Below are 12585 nucleotides of genomic sequence, written 5' to 3'. Positions count from 1 at the left end.
TTTGGAGGATGTTTTTTACTTTCTTGTAAACCATGCCGTGTGTAATAATTGAATCGCTTTCGCAATCTCTTCCTCTGATAATATCGCAAACCCAAGTAAAACTACACTCTCAGGCGCCATACCGTCTTTATAGTACGTAGACACAGGATATATTTTAATACTATATTTCGCAGCTTCTTGAATTAATTCTTCTTCCCGCATTCCATTATGCACTTTTAATAAAATGTGTAATCCCGAATCTTCTCCTATCACTTCAACACGATTAGAGAAATACTTCTCTATTTCAAAAACAAGTCTATCTCTCTTCTTTCGGTAGACAACACGCATTTTATGAATATGTTTTTCCCAATATCCTTCATTTAAAAATCTTCTAATCACTTCTTGATCTATTCTTGAAACACTTTGTGTATAAAATAAATATTGCTGTTGATACTTTTTAATTAATTTCTTCGGCAACACCATATAGCTCATCCGTAGCGATGGCAATAATGCTTTAGATAGCGTCCCCATATAAATAACTTTCCCCTCTGTATCTAACCCTTGCAGCGCCGGTATAGGCTTTCCAGAATAACGAAATTCACTATCGTAATCATCTTCAATAATATACCTGCTCTCTTCTTTCTTTGCCCATTGTAAAAGCTGCATCCTTCTCGTAATAGGCATAATCATTCCATATGGAAACTGATGGGAAGGTGTAACAAATACAACATTCGCATTGCTATTTTCTAAATCTGCAATACAAATTCCATCTCTATCTAAAGATAACATTTTGACTCTTGCTTCTCCCTGTTCAAAAACAACCATCTTCCTATGATACCCTGGGTTTTCAACTGCATAATTGCTTCCCTTTAACAATTGAAACAATAGTTTCACTAATATTTGTGTTCCCGCTCCTAATACAATTTGACTAGCTGAACAACGCACACCTCTAGATTCATACAAATAATTCGTAATCTCTTCTCTTAAGCTTGCTTCCCCTTGAGGGTGTCCTAGAAAGAGAAGTTCGTTATTATGCGGCTGCCATACTTCATTTACAATTTTCCGATACATATTAAATGGAAAAGCATTTGTATCAATTCCTGTTTGTGTAAAGTCAAATTTATAACACTTCTCCTGAAACGGGACTTCTTCTATCCTCTCTTCGCTATCCTCTACATGAACCATTTGCTCAATCTTGCATACAAAATAACCTTTTCTCGATATCGATTCAATATAACCTTCTGCAAGTAATTGTTCGTAGGCTGCCTCTACTGTATTTTTACTTACTTGTAAATGTATCGCTAACTTTCGCTTAGCCGGTAATTTCGTAAAAGGGACAATCGATCCATCTTTAATCTCTTTTTTTATATACTCATACAATTGCACATACAATGCCTTTTTACTATTCACATTTAAATTAGGCGTTAATTCTAACATAATATCTGACCCCTTAATAAAATTAAAATCTGATACTTTTTACAGTACCAGATTTTATATATAATTCCTTTTATCATGTCACACATCAAAAATCAAATACCGGAGAGGAGAAACATGATAATGAACAATGGTAGACGTATCGGACTCATTATGATTATTACAGGGGCTACATTATGGGGATTATCTGGTCCAATGATTCAGTGGCTATTTCAGCATACTAATGTATCCTCAATTGATTTTTTAACAATTCGATTGTTACTTGCAGGAATATTTATTTTGTCTTTCTTACTTATAAAGAAACAAAACATATTTCAAATTTGGAAACATCCTAGATATTCTATACAACTTATTATTTTCTCTATTCTCGGCATGCTCGGTGCACAATACGCCTTTATCGAAACGGTTCATATTAGTAACGCGGTCACTGCAACGCTATTTCAATTTCTAGGTCCTGTTCTTATTACCGTGTATGTTGCATTTGAACAAAGAAAATTCCCTGCTTCCATGCAACTATTCGCAATTATAGCCGCGCTAATAGGAACATACTTTATTATTACAAATGGCTCAATTGAAAATATTGTTTTATCTAAAGAAGCTATTATTTTTGGACTATTAACAGCAATCGGATTTGCATTTTATACCCTTCATCCGGCTTCTCTCATTAAAGAATGCGGGACAACTGTAGTAATTGGTTGGGGGATGTTAATCGGAGGAATTGCACTACTTATTTATAATCGTTCATTCGGGTGGAATCAATTTTCACAAACCCTTACACTGAAAACTTTTTCTATGCTTATTCTTATCATTGTTAGTGGTACCCTTTCTTTCCTTCTATATATCGGTAGTCTTAAATATTTAGCAGCAACAGAAACAAGCATTTTATCTAGCATTGAACCCCTTGTAGCTGCCATCGTTTCAATCACTTGGCTAAATGAAGCTTTTGGAGCATACCAATTATTAGGCGGCGTATGTATCGTTCTGTCCGTTATTTTTTTGACGATGCCTCAAAAAGAAACCGAACCAACCTATACAACGGAACAAATATAAAATGAAACTTTAATTAGTGGGGCTATCTCCCACTGATTATTAACCTACACCAATCGGGCTTTACGGGATAAAAAATGTCAAAAGAGGTCGTACAAAACTTACGACCTCTTTTTATACTTTAAAGGAATTGTCCCGCCTTCTAGCAAATACAATTACACTAACAATAAAAACTAGGAGTGTGGCACCATGAAAAAAATCGGAACTATGCTACTTCTCTCCCTCCTCATCACTGGATGCACACAAACTCAACCGGATTCAAAAGAACAAAAAAAAGACGTAATAGCAACTTCATCCACTCAAGTGAACGCACCTTCCTTCTTTCACCTTAGTGTTTTAAAAGATGTAAATTGGGAAGAAGCCCCCTCATTCATAGACGGAAAAATACCTTTAAAAGGCATCGAAGGAAAAATCGCAATGGCTGATAGTCCTATTATCGCAAATGAACAAAATGAAATAATGTGGTACTTTCTAGATTCTGAAATACCTACTGGAAAATTGTCTATTATTGCGCTAAAACAAGGATCTGTAACTCCAACACCAGTACTCTTTCAAAAAGAAATTTCCAAACAAACTTGGACTACTTCAAATACAATCAATTCTACTACAAGCGAACTCCCTCTCGCTATGTCACTACCTTCATCTGGATTATGGTTATTAAATATCTATGTGAATGAAAAATATTATGATCAGTTTGTAATCACCGCTAAGTAAAGTGACAAAAATAAACCACTTTCTTACAACAATGTAATTTCTACGTCATGTACTTCGATAGTTGAATTATCTCTCTTCTCTTATACTTAAAGTAAGAAATGAAGCGAGGAGAGATGAAAAAAATGATAGAAGTAATCGTAGCAGTAACTGAGGTTTTAGTGAATGGTAAACAAGTTGCAATGGAATTAAATAAATAGTGAAGAAACATAAATAATTCTACACTTCTTCATTATTTTGATTTCTTATCTCAAAAAAGCAGTGCCTTTTAGGCACTGCTTTTAGCTATTAATAACGTGGTATTTTCGTAATTTGTGCCACGCCTGAATCAATAGCTGCTTTCGCTACTGCTTCCGCAACACTTGGAACAACTCTTTTATCTAATGGATTCGGGATTACATAATTCGCATTACGTTCTTCATCAGTAATGATGTTAGCGATCCCATATGCTGCCGCTAATTTCATCTCTTCTGTAATATCAGTTGCGCGCACATCTAACGCACCGCGGAATATTCCGGGAAACGCCAATACATTATTTACTTGATTCGCATAATCCGAGCGCCCAGTTCCTACTACAGCTGCCCCAGCCTCTAATGCATCCTCAGGGAAGATTTCTGGAATTGGATTCGCCATTGCAAACACAATTGCTTTCTCATTCATCGTCTGTACAAGTTCTTTCGTTAATACGTTAGGAGCAGATACGCCAATAAAAATATCAGCTTGGTTAATCGCTTCTTTTAACGTTCCACGCACATGTTCACGATTTGTCTTTTTTGAAACTTCAATTTGCGCTTCGTTCATCCATGTTTCACCTTCACAAACAATACCTTCTAGGCTAACTAGCGTAATGTGCTTTGCACCAGCCTTTAATAATAATTTTCCAATTGCAATTCCTGCCGAACCCGCACCGTTAATAACGATTTTCACATTATCCATTTGTTTGCTAACAACTTTTAATGCATTAATAACAGCTGCTAAAACGACAATAGCTGTTCCATGTTGATCATCATGGAATACAGGAATATTCGTTTCTTCTTTTAATCGTTTTTCAATTTCAAAACAACGCGGTGCTGCAATATCTTCTAAATTAATCCCTGCAAATGTAGGCTCTAAATTTTTCACAAGGGTAACGATTTCATCTACATCCGTTGTGCCTAAACATAATGGGAAAGCATCTACATTCGCAAACTTCTTAAACAAAATACTTTTTCCTTCCATAACAGGCATAGCCGCTTTCGGTCCAATGTTTCCTAAACCGAGTACCGCTGTTCCATCTGAGACAACTGCCACCATATTACCACGTGCTGTATAGTCATACACCGTTTCTTCATCTGCCGCAATTGCTTTACAAGACTCCGCTACACCTGGTGTATACGTCAGGCTTAAATCATCCGCTGAATTTACTTCTACTTTACTTGTAATTTCAATTTTCCCTACTAATTCTTTATGCAATAACAATGATCTTTCATTAATTTGATTTGCTAACATACTTATAATCTCCCCTTAATTTGACAAGCTAGCTATATGAATATAGCTAGCTTGTTTAATCATGAAAACATCTTTAATAATATTGTCGCTGTTACAACCATTGCCGCTCCGCCTAAACGAGTCGAAATTTGCGCGAACGGCATTAATTCCATACGATTTGAAGCTGATAAAATAGCAACATCTCCAGTTCCACCTAAACCGCTATGACATCCAGTTACAATCGCTGATTCAACTGGATACATTTTCATCACTTTCCCTACAAGAAAACCTGATGCTACCATTGTAAGAACAACCGATGCGCACACAACAACATATCCTACTGAAAGAACTGCTGCTACGTCTTTTAACGGAATATATAGCAATCCTAATCCAACCATTAAAGGCCAAGTTAAGTTCTTCGAAATAAATTTATATAAATGGAATGCTCCTTGCTCCATTTTTGCTGGCATTAATTTAAAGTATTTCACAAGCGCTGCTGAGAAAATCATAATGATTGCCCCAGGAATACCAATGAACTTAGAAGCAAATCCTCCGAAGATGAAGAACGTACACGCAATTAATAAACCTGCTCCCATTAATGAGAAGTCAATTGGCTTCTCTGTATTTTGTTCTTTTAATAATTCTGCTTGATTGTCTGTTTTCACTAATACACCGTTACCACTAAGCTCCGGTTTCTTCTCACCTAAACGCTTCATATACCCTGCACTTACAATTGCGAACATATTTCCAATAATAGCTGCTGGAATAAGCTGTGATACAAACGTTGCTGATGATTCATTTAAAATATCACTATAAGCTAGCGACAATGGTAAAATCCCTTCCCCGATACCACCACTCACAATTGGTACGATGATAAAGAAGAATGTGTGCTTCATTTCAAATCCAAATAATGAACCGACCAATAATCCTACTGCTACAGAAGCTAACGTCCCTACTACTAAAGGAATAAACATACGAACGAAACCTTGTACTAACACTTTACGGTTCATTCCTAAAATACTTCCGACTACTAAACAAGAAATATATAAATATAAAAAGTTCGATTTTTTCATTAACATAGTCGCAGCTTCCATTGAAGCTGGATTCATCCAGTTAAAAAATACAAGTAATGATGGAATAAATAACGAAAGTATTGCTGGACCACCGATATTTTTTAAAATTGGAATTCTCATCCCAATATCGCCTAAGAAAATCCCCATGATCATAATAACTGCAAATCCACCAATCATATCTGCTGGCAATTTATTATATACAGATGCCCCATAAATAATAGCAGCCAATACTACATATAACGGTAAAGGTATAACACCGATTTTTACATTCATAATTTTAGAAGCGAAAGATTCTCTTTGTACTTCATTTCCTTCAGAAAATGATACCGCTTCCACATTCTTTTGAATTCCCATATGGCACCCCCTCGTTTTCTTAATAACAATATTAAAACGCTTTCAATAGTAAAAATAGTTTTTGTAAGTTTTGTAATTGATTTTGTAATTAAAAAAAGTATAAGCGACTTATGTTAAGTCGCTTATACGTAAAACTCTATTTTCTTTTGATCAACACATCTTAATTTACTTACAGGTCTTCCCACATGTTGGTACATCATTTCGTTTTCTAACACCCCAATGTCAGTCAGAAACATTACATATTTTCGAATAGAAACTCTTGAAATTCCAACTAATTGTGCCATTTCATCTGTTGTAAATACTCTTCCATTCAGAGACTCGATCTTCTGCCAAATTAATTGCAACGTTTGCTTCGTTAACCCTTTTGGAAGCTCTTTCGTCACAGTAGGCTCTCTTTTTTCTTTTTGTAAAATTAATGAATCTAATTCCGATTGACTAATTTTTTGTTGTTCTTTCATGAAAGTAAGTTTTTCTCGATATATAGTTAATGCCTCTTTAAATCGTTCAAATGTAAATGGTTTAATTAAATAATCTACTACACCATATTGTAATGCTTTTTTTATACTTCCCATATCATGTACAGCTGAAATCATTATAATATCGCTTTCTTTTTCTTGGTTCCGGATATACATTAAAATCTCAAAACCAGTCTCTTCAGGCATAAAAATATCAAGTAATACTAAATCTACTCGTGATTTCTCTAATATTTCTATCGCTGACTTTACTGAGTTAACTGCTTGAACAAGTTCAAATCCTCCTACTTGCTCTAAATAATGCGTATTTAACATTGCTACCATCGGGTCATCTTCTACAATTAAAACTTTAATCATATTTGCCTCTCATCCCTACCTTTAGGTATTTCAATCGTTATCGTTGTTCCCTTTCCTACTAATGAATGCATATGAATTTCCCCATTTATTCGCTGTATACTTTCTTTTACAAGATACAAACCATAACCGCGGTTATCTCCCTTTGTGGAATAACCTTTCGTAAATAATTCCTCTATTTCTTTTTCTTTTATACCTTTTCCCGTATCTTGCACTGTAATAGTTAGTATATCCCCATGTTGTATCTTAACTTCAACTCGCTTCTTTTCACAATTCGTAACTGCCTCTAATGCATTATCAATTAAATTTCCGACAATCGTAATAAGTTCATGAGTAATACTTTCAACATCTATTTCCGGCATGTAAGAATCTTCACTTATAATTAATTTTATATTTTTCTCTCTAGCATAGCTGAGCTTACCTAGTAAAAAACCAGCAAATACTGGACTTTTTATTCTTTTCATAACTCCACCAATTTCATATTGATGCTCTGATACCATGCCGCTTATATACTTCTGTAATTCTTCATACTGTTTCATATGTGTAAGCCCTAATACGACATGCATCTTATTCATAAACTCATGAGATTGTGCCCGTAATGCTTCTGCATATAGTCTAATACCAGTTAGTTCCTCTGCTAGTTTTCTAATCTCTGTTTTATCACGAAATGTTGCAATTGCACCAACTATTTCTCCTTTTACATATAAAGGAACTCGATTCGTCACAATCGTAATTCCATAAATATTTTGTTCTTCGTTTAATTGTACTTCTCCCGTTTGCAATACTTCTTTTATACGTGAATTTGGCATATACAACTCAACATCTTTACCGATAAAATCTTCTTCAAGTCCGCTTTTTTTAAATAGACGTTTCGCTTCATTATTAATTAACGTTACTCTAGCCTCTTTATCTACAGCAATAATACCTTCCTTTACAGATTGTAGCATCGTATTTCTTTCTTCAAGAATTTTTGCTATCCTGTGCGGCTCAAGACCGAATAAACTTTTCTTTATATGTCTAGCTAGCAATATTGCTCCTATAATTCCGACTAATACACCCACTCCGACACCAATATAAATAATATGTCTACTTTCCTTAACTCTCTCTTTTACATTATCTGCTGAAATACCAACAGCCACTGCTCCAAGTTGTTCACCTGTTTCAGAAAATATTGGTACAAACACTCGCATGGAAATACCTAAAGTTCCTTCTGCTAACGATACATGTTCTTTTCCTTTCAATGCAGGCCCTTCATCTCCCCCAATAAAATGATGCCCTATTTTTTGAGGATTTGGATGTGACTTTCTTATTCCATTCATGTCCATAACTACAATAAATTGAACACCTGTGTTTTGTAATATTCTATTTGTATACGTTTGGATTGCAGAGGTATCTGCTTTCCCAACCAAACCATCGATTACAATCGAATCATTCGCCACAATGTGTGCAATTGTTTTTGCTTTCTCTGCTTGGCTATCCTCCGTCGTCCGTTCTACATTATGACTAATTAATATATCTGTCACAAGTAAAGAAAAAATTACAACTGTACAAACTAACAATGTAATCGTTTTCCATAAATTCCATAGTCTTTTTCTTTTTTTCATCCTGTTAATGACTCCCCTAATTGCTGAATAGAAAAATAAGTAAGGTGATATTATTTTCACCTTACTTATCTGCTGTTATTATACTTTAAATTTACTAGTCATCGCTTGTAGTTCTTCTGCCATCTCAGCTAAGTTTTGCGAAGCTGAACTAATTTCCTCCATGGAATTAACCTGTTCTTCTGTTGAAGCTGCAACACTTTGCATACTAGCTGTATTTTCTTCTGCAGCAGCTGCAATTTCATCAATAGCATTTGTCACTTCATTTGCATCTCCAGCAATTCTCTTCGTTGTTTCTACCATTTGATTAACTTGAGAAACAATATGTGTAGTAGAACTTAAAATTTCCGTAAAACTTACTTTCGTTTTTGTTACAACATCAAGGCCTTGTTGAACTTCTCCATTCACATTATCCATCGCCTTAACAGTATGTTCAATATCCGCCTTAATTTCTGCAATTAAATTTGCAATCTCTCCAGATGACTCTCCTGATTGCTCTGCTAATTTTCTAACCTCATCTGCTACAATAGCAAATCCTCGTCCCTGTTCACCTGCTCTTGCTGCTTCAATAGCCGCATTTAAAGCTAATAAGTTTGTTTGAGTTGCAATGTTTTGAATTGCTTCAGAAATAGCTCCTACTTGCTTTGATTTCTCATCAAGAAGTTTAATAATAGCATCTGACTCGGATACCGACCTAGAAATAGACTGCATTTGTTTTGCGGTTTGTTCAACTAAATCTTCTCCCTCTTCAGCTCTTTCACGGGCATGTAATGAGGAAATAGAAATTGACTCTGCGCTTCCAGTTACATCTTGAATTGCTGTATTTACTTGTTGTAATGTAGCCGCACCTTCTTCAACACCTTGACTTTGTGACTCAGCCCCACCTGATACTTGTTCCATCGCAATTGTAATTTGATCTGTCGCATCATTTGCTTGCTGTACGCTCGCTGTTAACTCTTCAGCCGATGCTGCAACATGTTCTGCTGAAAAGCTAATTTGGGTAATAACATCCTGTAAAGACATAGACATTTCATTAAATGAATTCCCTAATTTCCCTATGTCATCCTTGGAATGGATTGTAATTTTCTCTGTTAAATCTCCCTTACTAATTTTATATGCCGATTCAGCTATTTTTCGTAATGGCCCTGTAATAGACTTTGTAATGAAATAAATTAATATACTACCAAATGCAATAGCAATAGCAATGACAATCAAAGTCTTATAAAACACTGGACTGGCAGCTTGGTTAATTTCTTCATCGAACATAACACCAACTACTTTCCAGCCTGTTTTCTCATTTGTTGCAAAGATTAAATTCTTTTTATCATCTTGTTCTGTATAAGACACATTTCCTTGTTTTTCTTCATAAATTGGTTTAATCCAAGGATCAGTAACTTTTGCACCTGGTTTTCTAGATGGATGACTAACAATTTGCTTATTTTGATCTAAAATAACTGCATAACCTTTTTCACCAATATTAATCATTTTGGAAATTTTTAAGATGTTATCTAAATTTAAGTTAATTCCTATAACACCTTTACCATCTTTTACTTCTTTAGCAATTGTCACTACCATATTTTTGGTAGATGCTGATTGATATGGTGAAGTAACAATTACTTTCCCTTTATTTTCATGTGCTTCTTTATACCAAGATCTATCTCTTGGATTGTATCCATCAGCCATTTGGATAAATGGTTCTCTTATAAACTTTCCCGTCTCTGTTCCAATATAAATACCTTCTACTTCTGGATGAAGTTTTATATATTGCGCTAGCTTCGTTCTTACTATTTCTTCCTGTCCATTTAGATATGTATCTTCTGTTAAGATGTCTGCAAAGTACGTCGCATCAACAAATTTCTCTTCTATATTTTGAGAAATAACAGTATTTAAAATCGAAATATTCTCCTTTGCTTTAGCTGTCATTTGATGTTCAAAATTTGTTTTGGCAGTTTGATATGAAACACCACCAATAATAATTCCTGGTATAGTTAAAATAATAAAGAATGAAATGATTAATTTTTTATTGATACTCATACATTTAACCCAGTTAAATATTTTTTGCATAATAAGCCTCCTTTATGTAATGTGGATACTTGTGTCATTTTATACAATTAACATGCATAAAACAATATATAATGATAACATGTAAATTTTTCGTCAATTATGCATTTTTGCATATCCACTCCTTATACGTATTTTAATCATAAAAATAAGAGAACTTTAGCATTATATATGCTAAAGTTCTCTTATTTCTTAACAGCTTCTACTCTATAAAACTTCTCTTATAATCCTTAAATCTTTACCCTTCGCCTTATAGTCATATTACTAAAACTCTTCGTCCTAATTTATTTGACGCTCTTTACATAACTAATTGCCTGACTTCCCATTTGTACCCATGCCTGTTCAAAGGTTTCTCTCGGTACTTTTACATCTAAGCTATCCTCAAGTGGATCTCGAATATATACAAATTCCTGATCATATCCAATAAGTACAACACAATGTTCATTATACGTAATAGAAACATCTCCACTATTTGTTTCCCATGTAGTAAATTCAGCTGCATCTAATGGTGCAAATGTTGCATTTGTGATCATGACTACAGGTTGCCCTGCTTTTATCCTCTTATAAATTTCTTCTATATTCTTCCCTGTTAAGTCTACAGCTTTATTAGGTAAATATTTTTCCGCTAACTGAAAAAGTGGCCCATGATATACACCATATCCCGATTCAGAAAATGTATAAATATTACCTACAAATCCTTCATTTGGATTCCCGCGCACACCATCGTCTATAAAATCAACTTTTTTTATTTCATTTGCTAATGTCATCTTATCCACTGAAACACCAGCGTATTGTAACATCATCGCTAAGCTTGTCACTTCACAGCCTCTATCTAGCTCTGGTAGTTGCTGAATTAATGGTACACTTGATAAAATGACCTTTTCATCATTATTACTAAATTCCGGTTCTTTCCCGTTTTGTATATTGAAGAATGTCCACTTCTCCCCATACTTTGTAATTCCATTTGTATATACACTCCATACCGCTATAGCTAGTAATGCTATACATATATACCACTTAAACCTTCGTATCACTCTCACGCCCTTTTTAGTTCGTTAAATAAGAATAAAATGCGTCAGCATCCGTTCGAATCACTGGTACAAAATTTAGTTCTTTTTCTCTCTCAGGTTGATCTTTTTTTATTTTTTCTGTTAGCTCTTGAATATTCATGTTCGCTTTGTCCATATTAAGCTCATCTGCCAATTGTAGCACCTTTTGTTCATTAATTTCTCTTAATACTTGATATATATCTTTCCCATATAAATCAATATGATATTTTTTTGCTTCTTCCTGCACTTTTTGTTCGTACACCTCTTGTGCTAACACTTCTATCTCTTTTCCTTTTGGTGAAATACCTAACTTCCCTGCTTCCTCTCTTACTTTCGTTCCATAGATTTCTTCTGCAATGTCCTCTATTTCTTTTCCATTTGTCGAAATACCTAATTTATCCGCTTCATCATTAATTTTAATCGTATTAATTTGATTAATTAAATTTACAATTGATGTATTTTCTATAGATATGCCTAGTTTTAACGCTTCTTGCTTTACTTTTGTTTCATAGATTTCTTCTGACAGCGTCCCAACATCTTTTCCTTCAATCGAAATTCCTAGCTGCTTCGCTTCTCTTCCTACTTCTGTCTCATGAATTTCTTTTTCTAACGTAATTTGTTCTTTCCCTTCCGTTTCAATACCTAGATTCTCTGCCTTTTCTTCTGTATGCACAGCATGTATCTTTCCATTATTTAATTGTTCTTTACTACGTTGTGTGTAATCTGCCTTTCCTTTTGATGTTTCAGAAGGAGAGGCACCCCCTAATATACTTAAGCTCATTACTCCAATAGTGAATACCGTCATCATTTTCTTTTTCAAAATTAATTCCTCCCTCTTATACTTTCTTTCCCATCATTCCCCTAGTTTTTTTAATACTATACATACATCTCATCGCTGCTTGAGATAACATTATGATTGATAAACCCCACTCACATACACCTAGTCTCTTCTTCATGTAACGAACTTTCTTCATGCCATATA

10 protein-coding genes and 1 pseudogene are annotated in these 12585 nt (G+C 34.5%); 2 read left to right on the top strand and 9 right to left on the bottom strand.

All coding sequences use genetic code 11. The annotated features are described in order from the left end of the window. Positions 1 to 15: 15 nt before the first annotated feature. Entirely contained in the window at positions 16 to 1416 is a 1401-nt protein-coding gene (gene pdxR / locus HFD78_RS25020) for a MocR-like pyridoxine biosynthesis transcription factor PdxR (protein ID WP_000891925.1), read from the bottom strand. A gap of 120 nt (positions 1417 to 1536) precedes the next feature. On the opposite strand from pdxR, the gene HFD78_RS25015 reads away from it, so the two are divergent. Together HFD78_RS25015 and HFD78_RS25010 are read left to right on the top strand one after the other, a co-directional pair. After that, positions 1537 to 2463 carry a DMT family transporter gene (locus HFD78_RS25015; protein WP_001059059.1) on the top strand — a complete coding sequence of 309 codons (927 nt, stop codon included), beginning with the start codon at positions 1537 to 1539 and terminating at the stop codon, positions 2461 to 2463. Positions 2464 to 2649: 186 nt separating this feature from the next. Continuing rightward, positions 2650 to 3174 carry a DUF4871 domain-containing protein gene (locus HFD78_RS25010; RefSeq protein WP_000719695.1) on the top strand — a complete coding sequence of 175 codons (525 nt, stop codon included), beginning with the start codon at positions 2650 to 2652 and terminating at the stop codon, positions 3172 to 3174. Positions 3175 to 3459: 285 nt separating this feature from the next. Here the strand turns inward: HFD78_RS25010 and HFD78_RS25005 are convergent, their stop codons facing one another. The 8 genes and pseudogenes from HFD78_RS25005 to HFD78_RS24975 all read right to left on the bottom strand — a co-directional run bounded on the left by HFD78_RS25005 (position 3460) and on the right by HFD78_RS24975 (position 12423). Further along, a complete protein-coding gene (locus tag HFD78_RS25005; protein ID WP_000880782.1) occupies positions 3460 to 4659 on the bottom strand; it encodes an NAD(P)-dependent malic enzyme in 1200 nt (399 codons plus the stop codon). 59 nt (positions 4660 to 4718) lie between these two features. Next, on the bottom strand, positions 4719 to 6065 hold the full coding sequence (locus HFD78_RS25000) for a 2-hydroxycarboxylate transporter family protein (RefSeq protein WP_000512722.1): 1347 nt from the start codon (positions 6063 to 6065) through the stop codon (positions 4719 to 4721). 122 nt (positions 6066 to 6187) lie between these two features. Further along, on the bottom strand, positions 6188 to 6895 hold the full coding sequence (locus HFD78_RS24995; protein ID WP_000598663.1) for a response regulator: 708 nt from the start codon (positions 6893 to 6895) through the stop codon (positions 6188 to 6190). Then, positions 6892 to 8496: a sensor histidine kinase gene (locus HFD78_RS24990; protein WP_000746422.1), complete on the bottom strand. Its 1605-nt coding sequence runs from the start codon at positions 8494 to 8496 to the stop codon at positions 6892 to 6894. Before HFD78_RS24990 ends, HFD78_RS24995 begins: the two co-directional genes overlap by 4 nt. 78 nt (positions 8497 to 8574) lie before the next feature. Then, positions 8575 to 9393 (bottom strand): methyl-accepting chemotaxis protein, encoded by an 819-nt coding sequence (locus tag HFD78_RS30170; protein ID WP_432804035.1) that lies wholly within the window; start codon positions 9391 to 9393, stop codon positions 8575 to 8577. Between the two features lie 120 nt (positions 9394 to 9513). Then, positions 9514 to 10416: pseudogene (locus HFD78_RS30165) on the bottom strand (HAMP domain-containing protein); the annotation flags it as partial. A gap of 422 nt (positions 10417 to 10838) precedes the next feature. Next, positions 10839 to 11588, bottom strand: a complete 750-nt coding sequence (locus tag HFD78_RS24980; RefSeq protein WP_000621163.1) for a C39 family peptidase — start codon at positions 11586 to 11588, stop codon at positions 10839 to 10841. Between the two features lie 13 nt (positions 11589 to 11601). After that, complete coding sequence (locus HFD78_RS24975) at positions 11602 to 12423, bottom strand: transporter (RefSeq protein WP_191968126.1); 822 nt, start codon at positions 12421 to 12423, stop codon at positions 11602 to 11604. Positions 12424 to 12585: the final 162 nt, after the last annotated feature.

The organism is Bacillus sp. EKM501B (genome assembly GCF_011800505.1).
In the GTDB taxonomy this organism is placed as follows: Bacteria; Bacillota; Bacilli; order Bacillales; family Bacillaceae_G; genus Bacillus_A; species Bacillus_A cereus.
This window is presented reverse-complemented; position numbering and strand designations above follow the sequence as displayed.